We start from the raw sequence: 20,747 nt of genomic DNA, 5'->3' as shown, positions 1-20,747 counted from the left end.
CGGACGGGACGGGAGGGGTGCCGCGAGGTCCGCGCGCGCCCGCGCGCCGGACACGTACCGCCTCATCCGTTCACCACTGCCGAAAGTGGAGTTCCTTCATGTCTGTCGACAATGTGACCGCCGTGGTCCCTGCCTCCTCGCGCCGCCCCTGGGCCGTGCGCGGCTCCGTCCTCGCGGTGGCCGCGGCCGCCGGGGTCCTCCTGCTCGCCGGCCCCGCCTCCGCCCACGTGAGTGTGCAGCCGCAGGGCGAGGCCGCCCAGGGTGGCTACGCGACCGTCAACTTCAAGGTCCCCAACGAACGGGACGACGCCTCCACCGTGAAGCTGGAGATCAACTTCCCGGCCGACCACCCGCTGACCTCCGTCATGCCGCAGCCGGTCCCCGGCTGGGACGTGGAGATCACCAAGGAGAAGCTGGACAAGCCGCTGGAGAGCCACGGCAACAAGATCACCGAGGCCGTCTCCAAGGTCACCTGGACCGCGGAGGACAAGGGTGTCCAGGCGGGTCAGTTCCAGCAGTTCCCGGTCTCCCTCGGGGCGCTGCCCGAGGACGCCGACCAGCTCGTCTTCAAGGCCATCCAGACGTACGACAGCAAGGAGGTCGTGCGCTGGATCGAGGAGCCGGCCGAGGGCGAGGAGCCCGAGTCCCCGGCCCCGGTGCTGGCCCTGACGGCTGCCTCCGGTGACGGCCACGGCGCCGCCTCGGACGACAAGTCCGCCAAGCCCGCTGCCTCCGGCCACGGCGAGGACGCCGAGAAGGCGTCGTCCGAGCAGGCCGCCGAGGACGCCAGCGACTCCACCGCCCGCATCCTCGCGGTCGTCGGCATCCTCGTCGGCCTCGCGGGCGTCGCCTTCGGCGTCCTCTCCGGCCGTCGGCGTACCACCAGCTGAACCCTGCGGTGTGCACCGGGATCATGACCGTGGAACGGTCACCCGGTGCACACCGCACCCGATCCCTGGGACATCACCATGCGCAAGAAGACCCTGCTCGCCGCCGCCCTGCTCTCGGCCTCCGCGCTCACCCTGACCGCCTGCGGCGGCTCGGCGGGAGGCGACAAGCCGGTCGCGTCGGTCTCCTCCGACGTCGCCACCGAGAAGGCGGCCACCGTTCTCGACCAGCCGTTCAAGAAGCCGGACCTCGTCCTCACCGACACCCAGGGGAAGAAGTTCGACCTGCGCGAGCGGACCGCGGGCAAGCCCACCCTCCTCTACTTCGGCTACACCAACTGCCCGGACGTCTGCCCGCTGACGATGAGCAACATCGCCATCGCCAAGAAGGCGCTCCCCAAGGCCGACCAGGAGAAGCTCCAGGTCGTCTTCGTCTCCACCGACCCGGAGCACGACACCCCCGAGGTGCTCGGCTCCTGGCTGAAGGGGCAGGACCCGGCCTTCATCGGCCTCACCGGCGACTTCGCCACCATCCAGGGCGGCGCCCGCACGATCGGCATCTCCATCGACGAGCCGACGAAGGACAAGAACGGCAAGCGGGTCTCGATGCACGGCAAGCAGGTCATCGCCTTCTCCCCGAAGGACGACGCCGGGTACGTGATGTACGGCGACGACGCCACCGCCGACGACTACCAGAAGGACCTGCCGAAGCTCCTGACCGGGGCCAAGCCGTGAGGCGCCGGCTGATCGGCGCCGCGCTCGCCCTGGTCGCGGCGGCCTCGCTGGCGGGCTGCTCGGACGGTGGGGCCGAGGCGTCGGGCGCCCCCGAACTGTCGGTGGACGGCGCCTTCATGCCGCAGCCGGTCAACGCCGACTTGGCGGCCGGCTTCTTCAAGGTCACCAACAAGGGTTCCGCCGCCGACCAGCTCACCTCGGTGACCAGCCCGTCCGCCGAGCGGGTCACGCTGCACACCACCAAGGACGGGACCATGCGCGAGCAGGACGCGTTCGAGGTCCCCGCCGACGGCACCCTCGACTTCAGCCGCGGCGGCAACCACCTGATGTTCGAGGAGCTCACCGGGCGGCCCGCGGTCGGCGACACCGTCGAGGTCACCCTGCACTTCAGCGGGTCGGGGGAGATCGAGGTCTCCCTCCCGGTGAAGGAGGCCACCTACAACCCGGCCAAGGCGTCGGGGACCGGGCACGGCACGGCGCAGCCGGCACAGGGCCGGACTGCTCAGGAGCACCACGGCACAGTGAGGAGCTGACCGCTGATGACCTGCACGGAAACCGGCCTCCGCAGAGGTGGCGCGGCGCCACGGAGCGCAGTGGCCGCACGGCTGCTGCCCGTCCTGCTCGCCGTGCTCCTGGCCGGGCTCGCGGTACTGGCCGGGGCCGGGAGCGCCGGCGCGCACGCGGCGCTGACCGGGAGCGATCCGCAGCAGGACTCGGTGGTCGAACAGGCGCCGAAGGAGGTCTCGCTCACCTTCTCCGAGCAGATCGCCGTCGACGAGGACGCCATCCGCGTCCTGGACCCGGCGGGCAACCGCGTCGACACCGAGGAGACTCCCCGGTCGCTCGGCTCGGGCGGCGCGCAGTACGCGGTGAAGCTGCGCGCCGGGCTGCCGGACGGCACCTTCACCGTGGCGTACCAGGTCGTCTCGGCCGACAGCCATCCGGTGGCCGGCGCGTTCACCTTCTCCATCGGCGCCCCGTCCGAGACCAGCGCGGCCGTCCCCGACCAGGCGTCGGGCGGCGGGGCCGTCGGCGCGCTCTACGGCATCGCCCGTTACCTCTCGTACGCCGGGTTCACACTGCTGGTGGGCGGGGCCGCCTTCGTGCTGGCCTGCTGGCCGCGCGGGGCCGCGGTGCGGCCGATGCAGCGGCTGGTGGCGTTCAGCTGGGTCGGGCTGACGGCGGCGACCCTCGCGATGCTGCTGCTGCGCGGGCCCTACGCGGGCTCCGGCAAGCTCGGGGACGTCTTCGACCTGGAGGTGCTGGGGGGCGTCCTGGAGACCAAGACCGGGGCGGCGCTGGTCTCCCGGCTGCTGCTGCTGGCCGCGGCCGCCCTCTTCGTCGCCGTCCTCTTCGGTGCGTACGCGCGGCGCGAGGACCCGAAGGAGCGGCGCGACCTGACCTTCGGTCTGGCGATCGGCGGGACGGTCGTCGCGGCGGGGCTCGCGGCGACCTGGGCCTTGTCCGAGCACGCCTCGACCGGGCTCCAGGCGGGCGTCGCGATGCCGGTGGACGTGCTGCACCTGCTCGCCGTGGCGGCGTGGCTCGGCGGGCTGACGGCGCTGCTGGTCGCGCTGTACCGGGGCCCGGCCGTGGAGCGGGCCGCCGTGCAGCGGTTCTCCCGGGTGGCCTTCGGCTCCGTGGTGGTGCTGGCGCTGACCGGCCTCTACCAGTCGTGGCGTCAGGTCGGCTCCTGGTCGGCGCTGACCGGGACCTCGTACGGGCAGTTGCTGCTGGTCAAGATCGGGCTGGTCGCCCTGCTGGTCGCGGTGGCGGGGCTGTCGCGCCGGTGGACGGGGCGGCTCGGGGAGGCGCCTGGGGATGCAGGGTCGCCGGGGCCCGAGGGCGAGGGCGCGTCCGCGCCGGATTCGGCGGAGCCGGTCACCGACTCTGCGCCGGACGCCGGTGACGGCGAGCGTACGGAGGCCGTCGTGGCAGCGGCCGAAACGTCGGAGGGCGCCGAAGGGGGGCGGCCCGCTGCCGTCCAGGGCGCGGAGGCCGAGACGGGTACGCCCGTGGCGGAGTCCGCCGCGACGGCGCGGGTACCGGTCCAGGCCGACCCGGCGCGGGAGGCCCAGTTGCGGCGGCAGCGGGAGGCGGCGTCGGCCGCCACCCGGAAGAAGCGGCGGGACGGGGATTCCGAGCGGTCGGGGCTGCGGCGCTCCGTGCTGCTGGAGGCCGGGATCGCGGTGGTCGTGCTGGCGGTCACCACGGTGCTGACGACGACGGAGCCGGGGCGTACCGAGGAGGAGGCGGCGGCCGGCGCCTCGGCCTCCGCCGCCCAGCAGCAGGGGCCGGTCTCGCTCACCGTGCCGTTCGACACGGGCGGCAAGGACGGCAAGGGCACCGTGCTCCTCGACGTCGACCCGGGCCGGAGCGGCGACAACGCGCTGCACGTCTACGTCCAGGACCCGGCAAAGGAGCCGCTGGACGTCCCGGAGGTGAAGGTGGCCCTGACCCTGAAGGCACAGGAACTCGGCCCGCTCACCGCTCCGCTGGAGCGCATCTCCGAAGGACACTGGAGTGCCACCGGGGTGCAGATCCCGCTGGCGGGGAGCTGGACGGTCGCGGTCACCGTCCGGACCTCCGACATCGATCAGGTGACCGTGAGCAAGAACGCAAGGATCGGCTGAACCACCATGGCGGACACTCCCCTCCAGCGTCCGGTGACCCGGCGGCGCCTGCTCGGCACCGCCGGGGCGACCGGCCTCGCCCTCGGCGTGGCGGGAGCCGCCGCCGGTTACACGGCGGCGGCCCCCTCCGAGACCGTCACGCCGCTGACCGAGGTGGGCTCCCGGCGCGAGATGTTTCACGTGAAACATCAGCCCGGCATCACCACGCCGCTGCACGCCCGGGGCCATCTGATCGCCTTCGACCTGGCTCCCGGGGCGGGACGCAAGGAGGCGGCCGCGCTCCTGCGGCGCTGGTCGCAGACGGCGGCCCGGCTGATGGCGGGGGAGCCCGCCCCGGCCGGCGGCCACGACACCGGGATCGCGCTGGACGCGGGGCCTTCCGCGCTGACCGTGACCTTCGGGTTCGGCCACAGCTTCTTCGCCCGTACCGGGCTGGAGAAGCAGCGGCCGGTCGCGCTCGACCCGCTGCCGGAGTTCTCCTCGGACCGGCTCGACGCCCGCCGCAGCAACGGCGACCTGTGGGTGCAGATCGGCGCGGACGACGCGCTGGTCGCCTTCCACGCGCTGCGGGCCGTGCAGAAGGACGCCGGGCAGGCCGCCAGGGTCCGCTGGCAGATGGACGGCTTCAACCGCTCCCCCGGCGCCACCGAGAAGCCGATGACCACCCGCAACCTGATGGGCCAGATCGACGGCACCAACAACCCGGCCCCGTCCGACGAGGACTTCGCCGCCCGCGTCCGGGTCCCCGCCGACGGTGATCCGGCCTGGATGGCGGGCGGCTCGTACGTCGTCTTCCGGCGCATCCGGATGCTCCTCGACGACTGGGAGAAGCTCTCGGTCGCCGGTCAGGAGGCGGTGATGGGGCGGCGGAAGTCCGACGGCGCCCCGCTCACCGGCGGCACCGAGACCACCGAGCCGGACCTGGAGCGGGTCGGCAAGGACGGGGATCTGGTCATCCCTCTCAACGCGCACGCCCGGATCACCCGCCCCGACCAGAACGGCGGCGCGGCGATGCTCCGGCGCCCTTTCTCGTACCACGACGGCATCGACGACGAGGGCGTGCCCGACGCCGGGCTGCTCTTCCTCTGCTGGCAGGCCGACCCGCTGCGCGGCTTCGTCCCCGTCCAGCGCAAGCTCGACCGGGGCGACGCGCTCTCGGCCTTCATCCGGCACGAGGCGAGCGGCCTGTACGCCGTCCCGGGCGGGGCGCCGAAGGGCGGGTACGTGGGGCAGGAACTGCTGGAGGGGTAGCCGCGCTGTCCGGTGGGTGGTCGCCGCCACGAAGGGGCCGCCCACGGAGACTAGGGTTTCGGACATGTCAGCCACCCGCTACGCGTATCTGGGCCCCGAAGGCACCTTCACCGAGGCCGCGCTCCGTCAGCTCCCCGAGGCCGCCACCCGGGAACTCGCCCCGATGGTCTCCGTGCCCGCCGCGCTGGACGCGGTCCGCGCGGGGAAGGCGGCGGCCGCCCTGGTGCCGATCGAGAACTCGGTGGAGGGCGGCATCACCACCACCCTCGACGAGCTGGCCGTGGGACAGCCGCTGATGATCTACCGCGAGGTGCTGCTGTCGATCTCCTTCGCCCTGCTGGTACGGCCCGGCACCGAACTGGCCGACATCAAGACGGTGACCGCGCACCCGGCGGCCCAGGCCCAGGTCCGCAACTGGCTCTCCGCCCACCTCCCCGAGGCCCAGTGGGAGTCGGCCGCCTCCAACGCCGACGGCGCCCGCCTGGTGCAGGAGGGCCGGTACGACGCGGCCTTCGCCGGGGAGTTCGCCGCGGCCACCTACGGCCTCGAACCGCTGGTCACCGAGATCCACGACGCGGAGAACGCGCAGACCCGCTTCATCCTGGTGGGCCGCCCGGCCCGGCCGTCCGCGCCGACCGGCGCCGACAAGACCTCGGTGGTCGTCTGGCTCGGCCCCGACCGCCCCGGTGCGCTGCTGGAACTGCTCCAGGAGTTCGCGGTGCGCGGGGTCAACCTGATGCTGATCCAGTCCCGGCCGACCGGCGCGGGCATCGGCAACTACTGGTTCGCCGTAGACGCCGAGGGACACATCGCCGACCGCCGGGTGGCCGAGGCCCTGATGGGGCTCAAGCGGCTCAGCCCCGACGTGCGGTTCCTGGGGTCCTACCCGCGCGCCGACGTCCGCCCGGAGGAGCTGGCACCGCTGCGCCCCGGCACCTCGGACGAGGAGTACGTGACAGCCGCGGACTGGCTGAACCGGTGCCAGGACGGGCGGTTCTGAGGGGTCCGGCGCCGCGGCTGCGGCCGCGTGGAGCGGTCCCCACCTGCCGGTTCTCCTCGTCCACAGAGTTATCCACAGGCGCGGCTCTCGACCTGGGGACAAGTCGACACGCGAGTCCGACATCATCGACAAACCGGTGAACCGACTCCAACGGTTTCGCCTTGCACCAAAAGAGGCCCCGTCACCTTAATTCTCGTGATCAACCCTTTGGGGCGAACCATTTCCACTCGAAAGCGCGGGTGTGCGAGGTTTGATCCGGGAATCCGGCGACCGGCACACCCCTTCCAGAAGTCATCGTTCCGGCATCCACAGATCACTCCCACAGCCTGTGGATAACTTTCGGCGAGGCATCATTCCTGTGGACAACAACAGGAGCGGACACCCCAAGTGGGCGCTTTCGCGGGGCAGTCGGGCCGCCCCCCACCGGGCCCGACCGGCCCGGGGGCGGGAACGCCCGGCCGACGCGCTTTCCGCCCAGCCCCTCGCCCGGCCTTCCGCGCGGGCATCTCCGCGAGCGGAATCTCTCGCACCGGTCTCGGCTCCCTCCGGAGTTCCGCGGTGTCGAAAGACGCGGAATCCGAACCGGAAATCCGCGCCGCAGGCTCCCTCGGCTTCGTGTCGCCGTACGCGTCACGGGGGCCGGACGTCCCCCGGACACCCGGCGTGCCCGTCGCCGCCCCGGGCGAAGAGGGACGTTTCGCACAGCCCGCGTTGTCGGGTCGTAGGGCGCTGGACGGCCCCGGTAGCCTGGAGGGCGTGATTGACCTTCGCCTGCTTCGTGAGGACCCCGACCGTGTGCGCGCCTCCCAGCGCGCCCGTGGAGAGGACGTCGCGCTCGTCGACGCCCTGCTCTCCGCCGACGAACGGCGCAGGTCGTCCGGCGTCCGCTTCGACGAGCTGCGCTCCGAGCAGAAGTCGCTCGGCAAGCTCATCCCCAAGGCCACCGGTGACGAGAAGGCCGAGCTGCTGAAGAAGGCCGGCGAACTCTCCGCCGCCGTCAAGGCCGCCGACGCCGAGAAGGACGAGGCCGACCAGGAGGCCAAGCAGCTCCTGCTCCGCCTGGGCAACCTCGTCCACCCCGACGTGCCGGTCGGTGGCGAGGAGGACTTCGCCGTCCTCGCCAAGCACGGCACCATCCGCGACTTCGCGGCCGAGGGTTTCGAGCCCCGCGACCACCTGGAGCTCGGCGAGGCCCTCGGCGCCATCGACGTCGAGCGCGCCGCCAAGGTCTCCGGCTCGCGCTTCTACTACCTGACCGGCGTCGGCGCCCTGCTGGAGCTGGCCCTGGTCAACGCCGCCATCGCCCAGGCCACCGCCGCCGGCTTCACCCCGATGCTGACGCCCGCGCTGGTCCGCCCGCGCGCGATGGAGGGCACCGGCTTCCTCGGCCAGGCCGCCGAGGACGTCTACCACCTGGAGAAGGACGACTTCTACCTGGTCGGCACCTCCGAGGTCCCCCTCGCCGCGTACCACATGGACGAGATCATCGAGGCCGACAAGCTGCCCCTGCGGTACGCCGGCTTCTCCCCGTGCTTCCGCCGCGAGGCCGGCACGTACGGCAAGGACACCCGGGGCATCTTCCGCGTCCACCAGTTCGACAAGGTCGAGATGTTCTCGTACGTCGAGCCGGAGGACGCCGAGGCCGAGCACCAGCGGCTGCTCGACTGGGAGATCCAGTGGCTCCAGAGCCTGGAGCTGCCCTTCCAGGTGATCGACGTGGCCAGCGCCGACCTCGGCTCCTCGGCCTCGCGGAAGTTCGACTGCGAGGCCTGGATTCCCACCCAGGGCAAGTACCGCGAGCTGACCTCCACCTCCAACTGCACGGAGTTCCAGGCCCGCCGCCTGTCCGTGCGGATGCGCGAGGGCAAGAAGGTCCAGCCGCTGGCGACCCTCAACGGCACGCTGTGCGCCGTCCCGCGCACCATCGTCGCCATCCTGGAGAATCACCAGCAGGCCGACGGCTCCGTGCGGGTGCCGGAGGTTCTCCGCCCCTACCTCGGCGGACGCGAAACCCTCGACCCGCAGTAGTCACCCAGTCTGGAGCCGTTCACCACGTGAGCCCCGTCCGTCCCGCCCCCGTGTTCCCGTACAAGCTCGTCGCCACCGATCTGGACGGAACGCTGCTGCGGCCCGACGACACGGTCTCCGAACGCACCCGTGAGGCACTCGCCGCGGCCACCGCGGCGGGTGCCGCGCACATCGTGGTGACCGGCCGCTCCGTCGCCTGGACCCGGCACGTCCTCGACGACCTCGGCTACGAGGGCATCGCCGTCTGCGGCCAGGGCGCGCAGGTCTACCACGCGGGGGAGCAGCGGCTCCTCACCTCGCTGACGATGGACCGCCGGCTCGCCGTGCTGGCCATCGAGAAGATCGAGGCGGAGACCGGACCGCTGCACCTGGCCGCCGCCCGGGACGGCCTGCACGGCGAGGTCCTCATCGGCCCCGGCTACCAGGTCCAGGACGGCCCCCTCGCCTCGGTCCCCTCCACCGACCGGGACAGCCTGTGGGCCGAGCCGATCAGCAAGGTCTACCTCCAGCACCCCGCCCTGGACGACGACGAGCTGGCCGCCGCCGCGCTGCGCATCGCCGGTGACCTGGTCGGTGTCGTGATGGCCGGGCCGGGCGTGGTGGAGCTGCTGCCGCTGGGCCTCTCCAAGGCCACCGGGCTCTCGCTGGCCGCCCGGCGCCTGGGCACCAAGGGCGCCGAGACCATCGCCTTCGGCGACATGCCGAACGACATCCCGATGTTCGGCTGGGCGGGCCACGGCGTCGCCATGGCCAACGCCCACCGCGAGCTGAAGGCCGTCGCCGACGAGCTGACCACCTCCAACGCGGAGGACGGCATCGCCGTCGTCCTGGAGCGCCTGCTCACCGGCTGACCCCCCGCCCGGTCACTCCTCCCCGGCCACCGTCAGACTCCGCAGCTTCTGGCCCGCGTACCAGGTGGCCAGTACGGTCGCCGCGACCAGCAGGATGACGGCGGTGGGCAGCGCCACGTCGGAGGCGACGGCCTCGCCGCCGGTCACCTTCTCGGCGACCGCCAGGGCCCACTGCTGCACGCTGAGGGTGCGGGCTCCGCTGATGAGAGAGGCGAAGAGGCCCTCCCAGATCAGGGCGTAGACCAGGCCGAAGACCACGGCGTGCCGGGTGATGGTGCCCAGCAGGAGGAAGAGCGCCGCGTAGGCGATGGAGGCGACCAGCGCCGCGACCGTGTAGGCGACGGCGAGTTGGCCCCCGTTGCCGTTGAGGATGAAGCCGGCGAGCAGCGTGGGTATGGCGGAGAAGGCCATCGTCACGCCGATGGCGACGAACAGCTTGGTCAGGATGATCGTGGGCCGCTTGATCGGCTTGGCCAGCAGGTAGACCACCGAGCCGTCGTCGATCTCCGGCGCGATGGCGCCGGTGCCCGCGACGACGCCGATGATCGGCACCATGACGGCGAGCGAGAACCCGCCGAGGACGGCTTCTGCCGTGCTGTCGTCGGCTCCGGTGAGCAGCCGCACCGCCGCCGCGATGACGAGGAGCAGCGCGGGGAGGACGAAGAGGATGAGGGCCCGGCGGCGGCCGAGCAGCGCCCGGTAGGTGAGCCGGGCGACCGTGGGGTCGTACATCGCTGAAGGCTCCTTACGCCGCGACGAGATAGGAGAAGACCGATTCGAGGGACTCGTCGGACGGCGAGACGGCCAGCAGCCTGATGCCGTGGTCCCGGGCCACCCGTGGCAGCAGTGCGGTGAACCGCCCGAAGTCGACCGCCTGGACGCGCAGCATCCCTTCCTGAGCGTCCACCTCGATGCCGGCGGTGGAGGGGTCCGCTATCAGCGCGGCGGCCAGGGCCCGGTCGTCGCTGGAGCGCACCACGTACTGGTGCGGCCGGTCGGTCATCAGCCGCCGGATGCGGCGGAAGTCCCCGGACGCGGCGTGCCGGCCGGCGACGATCACCTCGATGTGCGAGGCGAGTTGCTCGACCTCCTCCAGGATGTGCGAGGAGAAGAGCACCGTGCGGCCCTCCTCGCCCATCCGCCGCAGCAGTTCCATGAGCTGCATGCGCTGGCGGGGGTCCATGCCGTTGAACGGCTCGTCGAGGAGGAGCACGGAGGGGTCGTGCACCAGCGCCGAGGCCATCTTGACCCGCTGGCGCATGCCCTTGCTGTAAGTGGCGATCTTGCGGTCCTGGGCGTACTCCATGTCGACCGTGGCCAGCGCGCGGGCGGCCACGGCGGCGTCGAGGCCGTGGAGTTCGGCGTTGGCGACGACGAACTCCCGGCCGGTGAGGAAGTCGTACATGGCCTCGCGCTCGGGGACGATCCCGATCTGCCGGTAGACGGACTCGTTCCGCCAGACCGGGTCGCCGTCGAGGGTGACGGTGCCGGTGGAGGGGGCGAGGAAGCCGCCCATCATGTTGATCAGCGTGGACTTGCCCGCGCCGTTGGGCCCGAGGAGGCCGGTGACGCCGGGGCCGATCGTCATGGTGATGTCGTTGACCGCGACGACGTTCCCGAACCAGCGGGAGGCATGGTCGATGGTGAGGGTGGTCACAGTCCGGCCTTCCGGTAGCGGCGCATCAGCAGGCCGTAGCAGCCGGCGATGAGGGCGAGGACGACGAGGAGATGGACGGCCCCGCCCGCCGTGGACGGCCCGGCCCCGCCCGGGTAGGCCGAGGTGGCGCCGAGGAAGGCGGTCTGCACGCCGTCGATCAGGGTGATGGGGGAGAACAGGCCGATCCAGCCGACCGCGTCGGTGTTGCCCTGCTGGAAGGCGATGGCCTGGACGGTGGAGACCGCGCCGTAGGTGATGGTGAAGACCGCGATGACCGCGGCGATCCCGAAGCCGCGGCGCGGCGTGACGGCCGAGACCACCAGCCCGATTCCGGCGAAGAGGAGCGAGAGCAGTGCCACGGAGACCATGCCCTGTCCGAATCCCGCCGTCTGGTCGGCGAAGTCGAGTTCGGCGAGAAGCGCGCCCGCGTAGAGCACCAGGAGCGGGACGGCGGTGAGGAGGAAGAGGGCCGAGGCCATCGCCGCGTACTTGGCGAGGACGTAGTCGACGCGCTCGACGGGGCGGGAGAAGTAGAGCGGCACCGTCTTGAACCGCAGGTCGCGGGAGACCGACTGCGGTGCCTGCGAGGCCACGTAGAGACCGATGACGGCCTGCATGACGACGGCGTAGCGGGTGTAGTCGACCGGGAGGGTCTTGAGGCCGGCGGTGACCGTGACCGCGACCATGATGGCCGCCGGGAGGCACATCACGGCGAAGAGGAGCATCGGCAGCACTTTGGACTTGGCCGAGCGTCCGAGGCCGTAGGCGCCGCGCAGGCTCTGGGAGTAGAGGGCGCGCCGGGCGTGGGCGCGGCCGAGGCGCGGGCCGTCGTACTTCCGGTACCCGATGTTGTGGATCTGTGTGCTGTCCACGGTCATGACCGACCGCCTCCCGCCGTGGGTCGGAGGGACTCCGCCGCGGCGGCGGGCGGAGGCTCTGATGGGTCGTGGTGCGGGCGCCGGCCGGTGCCGTCCGCCTGGAAGACGTCGGCGATGTGCCGGCGGCCCTGCTCCATGCGGACCAGGCCGAGGCCGAGGTCGACGACGAGGTCGCGGACCAGGTCGCGGGTCTGGTCGTCGGCCTCCTCCAGGAGCAGGCTGTGGCCCGCGCCGGGGAGGACGCCGCCCGAGCCGGCCGTGACGCCCCGGTCGCGGAGGGCGGCCAGCAGCGCGGCCGTGCCGTCCGGGTGCGCCTCGGTGTCGGTGACCTCGACCGCCAGCGTCGTGGTGGCGCCGGTGAAGTCGCGGGTGGAGCTGGAGCGGAGCAGGCTGCCGCCGTCGATGACCACGACGTGGTCGCAGGTGCGCTCCAGCTCTCCGAGGAGGTGGGAGGTGACCAGGACCGAGATGCCGAAGTCGGCGTGGATGCGGCGGATCAGGCCCAGCATGTCGTCCCGGCCGACCGGGTCGAGGCCGTTGGTCGGCTCGTCGAGGAAGACCAGGTCCGGGTCGTGGACCAGGGCCTGGGCGAGCTTGACGCGCTGCTTCATGCCGGTGGAGTAGCCGCCCATGGGGCGGTAGCGCTCTTCGTAGAGGCCCACGTGGCGCAGGGTGTCGGCGGTGCGCTCCCGGGCCGCGGTGGGAGGCAGGCCGGACATCCGCGCCATGTGCACGACGAACTCGGTGGCCGAGACGTCGGGTGGCAGGCAGTCGTGCTCCGGCATGTATCCGACGCGCTCGCGGATGGCGCCCCCGTGGGTGGAGACGTCGAGGCCCAGCACCTCCGCCCGTCCCTCGGTGGCCGGGGCCAGGCCCAGCAGAATCTTGATGAGCGTGGACTTCCCGGCACCGTTGGACCCCACGAGGCCGGTCACTCCGGGCCCGACGTCCATGGTCAGCCGGTCAAGCGCGGTCACCTTGGGGTACCGCTTGCTCAGGCTTTCGGTCGCGATCACAGTCACCCCTCGAACGTAGTGGTGCGCGCCACACAGGTCGTCAGACCACGGGGTTGTCCTCGTCTCAGACTCCGGTATTACGAGCCCGTAAGGGGGCCGTACCGGGGTACGGGAGCGCGTCGGGGTCGCGGAACGGAGCGTGGAGCACACGTGGGTGAACGCGGCCCGCTATTGGAAGAGTTGTCCACAAGGCTGGTGCACGCCTATTGACGGGGCCGCGCCTGGTTGCAAGATTCGTCGGTGCCACGGTGCGTAATCCACCCGTCGCGACGGACGAGAGAGACGGAGTACAGGTCATGGGGGGTCTGACCGGCGCGCGTGAGCGCTCGGTACACACAGGCGGCGTGGAGCTGCGCGTCGCGGAACTGGGCGACGCGAGCAGGCCCACCGTCGTCCTGGTCCACGGCTACCCGGACTCCAAGGAGGTCTGGTCCGGCGTCGCCACCCGCCTCGCCGACCGCTACCACGTCGTCCTCTACGACGTCCGAGGCCACGGCCGGTCGACCGCGCCCCGCCCGCTGCGCGGCGGGTTCACCCTGGAGAAGCTCACCGACGACTTCCTCGCCGTCGTGGACGCGGTCAGCCCCGACGCCCCGGTCCACCTCGTCGGCCACGACTGGGGCTCCGTGCAGTCCTGGGAGTTCGCCACCGTCGAACGCACCCGCGGCCGCGTCGCCTCCTTCACCTCCCTCTCCGGCCCGTCCCTGGACCACTTCGGCCACTGGATCAAGAAGCGCGCCGCCCGTCCCACCCCGCGCCGCCTGGCACAACTCGTCAACCAGGGCGCCAAGTCCTGGTACGTCTACATGCTGCACACCCCGGTCCTGCCCGAGCTGGCCTGGCGCGGCCCGCTCGGCAAGCGCTGGCCGCGCATCCTGGAGCGGCTGGAGAAGGTACCGGCGGGCGACTACCCGACCTCTTCCCTGGGGAACGACGCAGCCCACGGCGCCTGGCTGTACCGGGACAACGTCCGCGCCCGCCTGCGCCACCCGCGTCCCGACCCGTACGCCCACGCGCCGGTGCAGCTGATCACGCCGACCGGCGACATCTTCCTGTCGCAGCGGCTCTACGACGAGCTGGAGTCCTGGGTTCCGCAGCTGGTCCGCCGCACGATCCCCGCCAAGCACTGGGTACCGCGCACCCGTCCCGACCAGCTCGCCGCGTGGATCGGCAAGTTCGTCGACAGCCAGGAGGCCCTGCGCCAGAGCGGGCGCGCCACCTCGCTCACCCTGGTCGAGGGCGGACGGCCCCGGGGAAGCGCCCGCCGGCGGGCGGCGCTGGCCCGGTACGCCGAGCGGTTCGCCGGACAGCTCGTGCTGGTCACGGGCGCGGCCGGCGGGATCGGGCGGGCCACCGTGCTCGCCTTCGCCACCGCCGGCGCCCGGGTGATCGCCGCGGACCGGGACGGCGCGGGAGCGGCCGGCACGGCGCGCGCGGCCCTCGCGGCGGGGGCGCCCCGCGCCTGGGCCGAGACCGTGGACGTCGGTGACGAGCAGGCCATGGACAAGTTCGCCGCCAAGGTGGCCGCCGAGTACGGCACGGTGGACGTCCTCGTCAACAACGCCGGAATCGGACTCTCCGGCTCCCTCCTCGACACCACGCCCGAGGAGTGGCGCCGCGTCCTGGACGTCAACCTCTGGGGTGTCATCCACGGCTGCCGCCTCTTCGGCCGCCAGATGGCCGACCGGAACCAGGGCGGCCACATCGTCAACCTCGCCTCCGCCGCCGCCTACCTGCCCTCGAAGACGCTCCCCGCGTACAGCACCTCCAAGGCCGCCGTGCTCATGCTGAGCGAGAGCCTCCGCGCCGAACTGGCCCCGCGCTCCATCGGCGTCACCGCGATATGCCCCGGCATCGTCAACACGGGCATCACCCGCACCTCCCGCTTCGCCGGAGCGGGCAAGGAGGAGGAGGCCAAGCACCAGCAGCGCGCTGCCAAGCTCTACGGCGTGCGCAACTACCCGCCGGAGAAGGTCGCCGACGCGATCCTGCGCGCGGTGCTCGACAACAGCGCGGTCGTCCCGGTCACCCCGGAGGCGCGCGGCGGCCGTCTCCTCGCTCGCCTCTCCCCGAAGGGCGCCCGGGCCTTCGCACGGCTCAACCCGCCGGTGTGAGGGTCAGGACAGGAGATGACGAGCGTGCCAACAGCGCCTGAACCACAAGCGCCTGACGTGCTGTCACGCTGCCTCCGAGAGCGAAGTTGCCCCCAGAGGCGCCCAGTTATCCACAGGATCGGCCGTCTCAGCTGTGGATAACAGGCCCTCACTGTGGATCAAACCTCAATACACCGTGGAATGACGCACAGTTGCGGAGGCCCACGCCTGAACGCCCCCTTCGCGCAGGCTCCTTGCACTCCGAGGTCTTCCTGCGCCCGGCCGACCGTCCGCACCGGTCGCCCGGGCCCGGGATGCCGAACGGTGGCCGTGGCGCCATGATCGACGGGTGAGCTGTCCGCACCTGCCGACCACGCAGGCGGCCGTCCTGGCGGTCCGCGAGGTCGCCGGGGGCTTCCACCGCACCGGGGAGGTGACCGAGGAGATCGGCGCCGACCGGGTCTCACGGGCGCCCGGGGTCGCCCCGTCCCCCTGGACCGCCGACGCGGAGGAGTTGCTTCCGCACGAGGCGTACATCGAGCTGAGCGGGACGCCCTCCGTGCAGGTGCGGCTGTACGCGGACGGCGACGCCTCGGTCTGCGTGGAGGGCGTCGACTGCCCCGACCTCGACCGGGACGTCGTCCCCGCCTTCCTCGCCTCGGTCTACGGCGGCCTGGCCCACCTGCGGCGCCGGGCCTTCCCGCCCAGCTGCCACCTGGTCGTCCCGCTCCCCTGCGGTACGGAGCACCGCGCGTACGTCTCGCCGCTCGAACTGACCGGCTGGCTGCTGAGCCGGAGGCGATGAGGCGCCTGGTCTCAGGAGAGCTGCCCGACCGCCTCGGTGGCGATCTTCTCGAAGACGGCCTGGTCGGCGGCGAAGTCCGAGTCGGCGATCGGCCAGTGCACCGCGATCTCGGTGAACCCCAGCTCCTGATGGCGCCCGGCGAACTCCACGAAGGCGTCGACGGAGTCCAGCGGGCGGTTCCGGTCGGGGGTGAAGCCGTGGAGCAGGACCTTGTCGAGGGCGGCGACGTCACGGCCGGCCTCCTCGCAGGCCGCCCCGAGCCGCTCGATCTGGCCGCGCAGCGCCGCCCCCGACTGCTCCGGGGTCCCCGTCTCGTTCACCTTCGGGTCGCCGGTCGTCACCCAGGCCTGGCCGTGCCGTGCCGCGAGCCTGAGCCCGCGCGGCCCGGTCGCGGCGACCGCGAAGGGGAGCCGGGGCCGCTGGACGCAGCCGGGGATGTTGCGGGCCTCCTCGGCGGAGTAGAAGGTGCCGCGCTGCGAGACGGCGTCCTCGGTCAGCAGCCGGTCGAGCAGCGGCACGAACTCGGCGAAACGGTCCGCCCGCTCCCTCGGCGTCCACGCCTCCTGGCCGAGCGCGGTGGCGTCGAAGCCGCTGCCGCCGGCACCGATGCCGAGGGTGACCCGCCCGCCGGAGACGTCGTCCAGGGAGATCAGCTCCTTGGCGAGGGTCACCGGGTGCCGGAAGTTCGGCGAGGTGACCAGCGTCCCCAGCCGCAGCCGTTCGGTGGCGGTCGCCGCGGCCGTCAGCGTCGGGAGCGCGCCGAACCAGGGCCTGTCCCGGAAGGTGCGCCACGACAGGTGGTCGTAGGTGTACGCGGTGTGAAAGCCCAGCTCCTCGGCGCGCTGCCACGTGGCACGGCCGCCCTCGTGCCAGCGGTCGACGGGGAGGATCACGGTGCTCAGTCGCAGGCTCATGGCCCCGAGCCTACGTGGACGGCAACGGAGCCCTCCAGGCCCGCGGGGGCGCGGGGGGAGGCGCCGGTGCGCGGTCCGGCCGGGTTTCGGCCATCCCGGTGCTCGACCGATCGAAAGCACTCATCTGTGCGAAGGTCCGCACACGCGTGCTGGCATATGCGTCACAATCGAAGAGTGACCTCAGTGACGCCGTTGCCTCGGACCCCGGCCGCCCCGTCCGTCCCGATCCGTCTGATCGCCACGGACCTCGACGGCACACTGCTCCGCGACGACAAGACGATCTCCCCACGGACCCGCGCCGCCCTCGGCGCCGCGGAGCGGGCGGGGATCGGCGTGCTGTTCGTGACCGGCCGGCCGGCCCGCTGGATGGAGGTGGTCCGCGACCACGCCCACGCGGACGCCCTCGCCATCTGCGGGAACGGCGCCGCCGTCGTCGACCTCGGCACGGACGACGAGAGCGGGCGCCCGCGCTTCGTCCGGGTCCGCCCCCTCCTGGAGGAGACGGCGCTCCAGGTCGTGGCCACCCTGCGCGCCCACGCGCCCGGCACCAGCTTCGCCGTGGAACGCACCAGCGGCCTCTTCCACGAGATGAGCTACCCGCCGCTCCACCTGGACCCGGCGCAGAGCGTCGCCCCCGCCGAGAAACTGCTGGCGGAGCCCACCGGTACGACGCCCCAGCCGGTGCTCAAGCTCCTCGCCCACCACGACGAGCTGTCCCCCGACGCCTTCCTGACCCGCGCGCGGGAGCTCGTCGGCGACCTGGTCTCGGTGACCAGGTCCAGCCCCACCGCCCTGCTGGAGATCAGCGCCCACGGCGTCTCCAAGGCCAGCACCCTGGCGCTGAGCTGCGCGGAACGCGGTATCCGTCCGGAGGAGGTGGCCGCCTTCGGCGACATGCCGAACGACATCGAGATGCTGAGCTGGGCCGGCTCCTCGTACGCCATGGGCAACGCGCACCCCGACGTCCTGGCCGCCGCCACCGGCAGCACGCTCGACAACAACGAGGACGGCGTGGCCCTCGTCATCGAACGCATCCTCGCGGGCGGCTGACCTCAGAGGACGACGCCCCGCTCCGCGAACCACGGACCGGGGTCGACGGCCGAGCCGTAGTACGGGGTCAGCCGGATCTCGAAGTGCAGATGGGGGCCGGTGGAGTTCCCGGTGCTGCCGGACTGGCCGATCCAGTCACCGGCCTGCACCCGGTCCCCCTGGTCGACGGCGGGCGCCGACAGGTGCGCGTACTGGGAGTAGTAGCCGCCGTCGTGCCGCACCACGACCTCGATACCGTACGCGCCGCCGCAGCCGACCCGGATGACCCGGCCGGCGCCGATCGCGCGGACCGGGGTGCCCGTGTCGACGGCGAAGTCCTGCCCGCTGTGCCGGTTGGCCCACCGGTCGCCCTGCCCGCCGTACCCGGCCGAGAGGGTGTAGGACCGGACCGGCGTCATCCAGGGGCGTCCCGTACGGGCCGGGCTGCCGGCGTTGCCGAGGCGGACGGCGCCGCGGCACTTGCCGGCCGTCACCGAGGTCTCGGCCTGCCGCTCCAGCCGCTGCTGGGCGTCGCGCAGCTGGTTCTCGATCCGCGTCTTGAGCTTGCCCAGTTCGTCGGCGCGGCGGGCCAGCGTCCGGGAGACCTTGGCGGCGGTCCGCTCCCCCTCGGCCAGCCGCCGCTCGGCCCGTTGGGCGCGGCCGAGGGCGTTGGTGACGGCCAGATCGGCCTGGTTGGCAGCGTGCTGACTGCGGAGCAGGCCCTCGGGGTCGTCCGCCAGGAGCAGCCGCGCGGTGTACGGCAGTCCGGCGCCGGCCCGGTACTGGGCGCTGGCGATCCGTCCCAGGTCGGCGCGGTAGGTGGCGAGCACCCGGCGCTCCTCGGCGAGCCGCCGCTCCAGCCGTTCCGCCTCCCTGCGCTGTGCGCGCGAGGCCCGCAGCCCGGCCTCGTACCGCTGGGTGGCGTCGGACGCCCGCTCGTAGAGTCGCGCCACCTCGGCACCGGGGTCGGGGGGCGTGTCGCCGCTCGCGTCGTGCGGGGCGAGGTACCCGAGGGCGAGCAGCGCACACAGGACCGGGAGGAAGAGGTGGCGGCGGTCTCGGGAGCTCATGCCCGGATCGTTGCCCGCCCGGCGGGGCTTGCTCTCACCGGACTCGTACGGGCGAGGGACGGCGTGCCCCGTACGGAGCAGGGGCGTACCGCTGAACAGGGTGGGTGCGGGCGGGGCCGCACCGTCAGAGGGCGGCCTCCCAGACGACGGAGGTGCCGCCTCCGTTTTCGCCGATGCCGGGGCCGTACCAGCTGGAGCCGCCGAGGGATTCGGCGCGCCGCCTGAGGTTGCGCAGGCCGCTGCGGCGTCCGCCGGCCGCGATGCCGACCCCGTCGTCGGCGACGGTGAGGCGGACGCCCGGCGTGCCGTCGGGCAGGGGCCGACCGGCCTCCACGATCACCTCGATGCGGCCGGCGCCGGAGTGGCGGAAGGCGTTGGAGAGCGCTTCGCGGAGCGCGGCGACGAGGTTCTTGCCGGTGGTCTCGCCGACGAGGGTGTCGACGGGGCCGAGGAAGCGGTGGGACGGGGTGAAGCCCAACGGCACGGCGGCCAGGTTGATCTCGCGCAGGACGCGGGTGCGCAGCCCGGCGGGAGCGTCGGCGGGCCCCTGCTGAAGGGCGAAGATCGCGGTGCGGATCTCCTGGATGGTGACATCGAGTTCGTCCACCGCGTTGCCCAGTTTCTCCCGTACGGCGGGGGCGTCGGAGCGGCGCTGAGCGGTCTCCAGCATCATGCCGGTGGCGAAGAGGCGCTGGATCACCAGGTCGTGCAGGTCGCGGGCGATGCGGTCGCGGTCCTCCAGAACGGCGAGGCGCTCGCGGTCGCGCTGGGCCTCGGCCATCCGCAGGGCCAGCGCGGCCTGGGTGGCGAACTGGGTGGCCAGGGTCCGTTCCGTCTCGGTGAAGTGCCGGGCGCCGACGGAGCGCGGGGTGACCAGCGCGCCCAGCACCCGGTCGTCGCTGACCAGGGGCAGCATCATGCTGGGCCCGAACCCGGCGCCGACCTCGGTCCGTACGCGGGGGTCGCTGGTGGCGTCGTCCACGAGGACCGGGCGACCCGCCAGCAGTTCGCGGACGAGCACGCTGTCGGCGGGGATGACCAGCCCCATGGCGCCGCGGGGTTCGTCCGCCCGCGAGGAGGCGGCGACCACCTCCATCCCGCCCTCCTCGGTGGGCAGCAGGACGAAACCGGCCCGGGCGTCGGCGAGATGGCGTGCCTGTTCCGCCACGACGGTGAGCGCCTCGTCGGCGTCGCTGCCGGAGAGGAGGCTGGTGGTGACGGCGACCGAGCCGTCGATCCACCGCTCGCGCTGCTTCGACGCCTCGTGCAGCCGGGCGTTGCCGATGGCGATGCCGGCCTCGGTGGCCAGCACCCGCAGGATCTGGAGGTCCTCCTCGGTGAACTCGGCGCCGCCCTCCTTCTCCGCCAGGTAGAGGTTGCCGAAGATCTCCTCCCCGACCCGGATGGGGACACCGAGGAAGGACCGCATCGGCGGGTGGTGGGGCGGGAATCCGCAGGAGCGCGGATCGGTGGTGAGGTCGGCGAGGCGGAGCGGGCGCGGGTCGCGGATCAGCGCCCCGAGCAGTCCTCGGTGTCCGTCGGGGAGGTGGCCGATGGCGCGGGCCGTGGCGCTGTCGACGCCGTGGTGGACGAAGTCCGACAGGCCCTGCCCGTCCTCGGCGACGACCCCGATCGCCGCGTACCGCGCGCCGCCCAGGGCCGCGGCGGTCTCGCAGAGCTTGTCGAGCGTGAGGTGCAGCTCGGTGCCGGAGCCGACGGAGCGCATCGCCGCGAGCAGTTGCGGGATACGGACCGCCAGCTCGGCGGAGATCCCGTGCGGCCCGGGGAGGTCGGCGTCGTCCGGGAGGGAGCCGGAGCGGTTCTCGGCGGGGGGCGGCATGGAGGGAGCGTAGTTTGTCCGGTTGGCGGCGAATGGGCGGCGTCCGGACGTGTCGAGCCC

Annotated in this window: 18 protein-coding genes; 11 read left to right on the top strand and 7 right to left on the bottom strand. The window is 72.7% G+C overall.

The window, feature by feature from the left end:
• Positions 1-98: 98 nt before the first annotated feature.
• The 8 genes from OIM89_RS15430 to OIM89_RS15395 all read left to right on the top strand — a co-directional run bounded on the left by OIM89_RS15430 (position 99) and on the right by OIM89_RS15395 (position 9,385).
• Positions 99-890 carry a YcnI family protein gene (locus OIM89_RS15430; RefSeq protein ID WP_037665194.1) on the top strand — a complete coding sequence of 264 codons (792 nt, stop codon included), beginning with the start codon at positions 99-101 and terminating at the stop codon, positions 888-890.
• Between the two features lie 78 nt (positions 891-968).
• Positions 969-1,622 (top strand): SCO family protein, encoded by a 654-nt coding sequence (locus OIM89_RS15425; protein WP_226965648.1) that lies wholly within the window; start codon positions 969-971, stop codon positions 1,620-1,622.
• Positions 1,619-2,155: a copper chaperone PCu(A)C gene (locus tag OIM89_RS15420; RefSeq protein WP_030696635.1), complete on the top strand. Its 537-nt coding sequence runs from the start codon at positions 1,619-1,621 to the stop codon at positions 2,153-2,155. Before OIM89_RS15425 ends, OIM89_RS15420 begins: the two co-directional genes overlap by 4 nt.
• Positions 2,156-2,215: 60 nt before the next feature.
• Positions 2,216-4,255: a copper resistance CopC/CopD family protein gene (locus OIM89_RS15415; RefSeq protein ID WP_226965520.1), complete on the top strand. Its 2,040-nt coding sequence runs from the start codon at positions 2,216-2,218 to the stop codon at positions 4,253-4,255.
• A 6-nt stretch (positions 4,256-4,261) separates the two neighbouring features.
• Positions 4,262-5,506, top strand: coding sequence for an iron uptake transporter deferrochelatase/peroxidase subunit (efeB, locus tag OIM89_RS15410; protein WP_030696637.1), 1,245 nt, complete (start codon positions 4,262-4,264; stop codon positions 5,504-5,506).
• 64 nt (positions 5,507-5,570) lie between these two features.
• Positions 5,571-6,506: a prephenate dehydratase gene (pheA, locus tag OIM89_RS15405; protein WP_030696638.1), complete on the top strand. Its 936-nt coding sequence runs from the start codon at positions 5,571-5,573 to the stop codon at positions 6,504-6,506.
• A gap of 756 nt (positions 6,507-7,262) precedes the next feature.
• Complete coding sequence (gene serS, locus OIM89_RS15400) at positions 7,263-8,534, top strand: serine--tRNA ligase (protein WP_030696639.1); 1,272 nt, start codon at positions 7,263-7,265, stop codon at positions 8,532-8,534.
• Between the two features lie 26 nt (positions 8,535-8,560).
• Positions 8,561-9,385, top strand: coding sequence for an HAD family hydrolase (locus OIM89_RS15395; protein WP_151168866.1), 825 nt, complete (start codon positions 8,561-8,563; stop codon positions 9,383-9,385).
• A gap of 12 nt (positions 9,386-9,397) precedes the next feature.
• On the opposite strand, the gene OIM89_RS15390 is transcribed toward OIM89_RS15395, so the two are convergent.
• The 4 genes from OIM89_RS15390 to OIM89_RS15375 are packed head-to-tail and all read right to left on the bottom strand — an operon-like array spanning position 9,398 to position 12,936.
• A complete protein-coding gene (locus OIM89_RS15390) occupies positions 9,398-10,117 on the bottom strand; it encodes an ABC transporter permease (protein WP_030696641.1) in 720 nt (239 codons plus the stop codon).
• A 13-nt stretch (positions 10,118-10,130) separates the two neighbouring features.
• Positions 10,131-11,042, bottom strand: coding sequence for an ABC transporter ATP-binding protein (locus OIM89_RS15385; RefSeq protein ID WP_238469309.1), 912 nt, complete (start codon positions 11,040-11,042; stop codon positions 10,131-10,133).
• On the bottom strand, positions 11,039-11,920 hold the full coding sequence (locus OIM89_RS15380) for an ABC transporter permease (protein ID WP_030696642.1): 882 nt from the start codon (positions 11,918-11,920) through the stop codon (positions 11,039-11,041). Before OIM89_RS15380 ends, OIM89_RS15385 begins: the two co-directional genes overlap by 4 nt.
• Positions 11,917-12,936 (bottom strand): ABC transporter ATP-binding protein, encoded by a 1,020-nt coding sequence (locus tag OIM89_RS15375; RefSeq protein WP_030696643.1) that lies wholly within the window; start codon positions 12,934-12,936, stop codon positions 11,917-11,919. Before OIM89_RS15375 ends, OIM89_RS15380 begins: the two co-directional genes overlap by 4 nt.
• Before the next feature lie 296 nt (positions 12,937-13,232).
• Here OIM89_RS15375 and OIM89_RS15370 point away from each other — a divergent pair, with 296 nt between their 5' ends.
• Both OIM89_RS15370 and OIM89_RS15365 read left to right on the top strand, forming a co-directional pair.
• On the top strand, positions 13,233-15,050 hold the full coding sequence (locus tag OIM89_RS15370; protein ID WP_264491357.1) for an SDR family oxidoreductase: 1,818 nt from the start codon (positions 13,233-13,235) through the stop codon (positions 15,048-15,050).
• Between the two features lie 328 nt (positions 15,051-15,378).
• Entirely contained in the window at positions 15,379-15,834 is a 456-nt protein-coding gene (locus tag OIM89_RS15365) for a hypothetical protein (protein ID WP_151168862.1), read from the top strand.
• Between the two features lie 11 nt (positions 15,835-15,845).
• On the opposite strand, the gene OIM89_RS15360 is transcribed toward OIM89_RS15365, so the two are convergent.
• A complete protein-coding gene (locus tag OIM89_RS15360; RefSeq protein ID WP_264491356.1) occupies positions 15,846-16,748 on the bottom strand; it encodes an LLM class flavin-dependent oxidoreductase in 903 nt (300 codons plus the stop codon).
• A 156-nt stretch (positions 16,749-16,904) separates the two neighbouring features.
• Here OIM89_RS15360 and OIM89_RS15355 point away from each other — a divergent pair, with 156 nt between their 5' ends.
• On the top strand, positions 16,905-17,798 hold the full coding sequence (locus OIM89_RS15355; protein WP_195730738.1) for a Cof-type HAD-IIB family hydrolase: 894 nt from the start codon (positions 16,905-16,907) through the stop codon (positions 17,796-17,798).
• Between the two features lie 2 nt (positions 17,799-17,800).
• On the opposite strand, the gene OIM89_RS15350 is transcribed toward OIM89_RS15355, so the two are convergent.
• Together OIM89_RS15350 and OIM89_RS15345 are read right to left on the bottom strand one after the other, a co-directional pair.
• A complete protein-coding gene (locus OIM89_RS15350; protein WP_030696648.1) occupies positions 17,801-18,847 on the bottom strand; it encodes a M23 family metallopeptidase in 1,047 nt (348 codons plus the stop codon).
• 124 nt (positions 18,848-18,971) lie between these two features.
• Positions 18,972-20,687, bottom strand: coding sequence for a GAF domain-containing protein (locus OIM89_RS15345; RefSeq protein ID WP_264491355.1), 1,716 nt, complete (start codon positions 20,685-20,687; stop codon positions 18,972-18,974).
• Positions 20,688-20,747: the final 60 nt, after the last annotated feature.

Source organism: Streptomyces sp. BI87 (assembly GCF_025957665.1).
Taxonomy (GTDB): Bacteria; Actinomycetota; Actinomycetes; order Streptomycetales; family Streptomycetaceae; genus Streptomyces; species Streptomyces albidoflavus.
This window is presented reverse-complemented; position numbering and strand designations above follow the sequence as displayed.

Coding starts and splice junctions, on each gene's coding strand:
- OIM89_RS15425 (WP_226965648.1), top strand. CDS start 969: ATGCGCAAGAAGACCCTGCTCGCCGCCGCCCTGCTCTCGGCCTCCGCG.
- OIM89_RS15370 (WP_264491357.1), top strand. CDS start 13,233: ATGGGGGGTCTGACCGGCGCGCGTGAGCGCTCGGTACACACAGGCGGC.
- OIM89_RS15430 (WP_037665194.1), top strand. CDS start 99: ATGTCTGTCGACAATGTGACCGCCGTGGTCCCTGCCTCCTCGCGCCGC.
- OIM89_RS15345 (WP_264491355.1), bottom strand. CDS start 20,687: ATGCCGCCCCCCGCCGAGAACCGCTCCGGCTCCCTCCCGGACGACGCC.
- OIM89_RS15390 (WP_030696641.1), bottom strand. CDS start 10,117: ATGTACGACCCCACGGTCGCCCGGCTCACCTACCGGGCGCTGCTCGGC.
- efeB (WP_030696637.1), top strand. CDS start 4,262: ATGGCGGACACTCCCCTCCAGCGTCCGGTGACCCGGCGGCGCCTGCTC.
- OIM89_RS15360 (WP_264491356.1), bottom strand. CDS start 16,748: ATGAGCCTGCGACTGAGCACCGTGATCCTCCCCGTCGACCGCTGGCAC.
- pheA (WP_030696638.1), top strand. CDS start 5,571: ATGTCAGCCACCCGCTACGCGTATCTGGGCCCCGAAGGCACCTTCACC.
- OIM89_RS15355 (WP_195730738.1), top strand. CDS start 16,905: ATGCGTCACAATCGAAGAGTGACCTCAGTGACGCCGTTGCCTCGGACC.
- OIM89_RS15380 (WP_030696642.1), bottom strand. CDS start 11,920: ATGACCGTGGACAGCACACAGATCCACAACATCGGGTACCGGAAGTAC.
- OIM89_RS15350 (WP_030696648.1), bottom strand. CDS start 18,847: ATGAGCTCCCGAGACCGCCGCCACCTCTTCCTCCCGGTCCTGTGTGCG.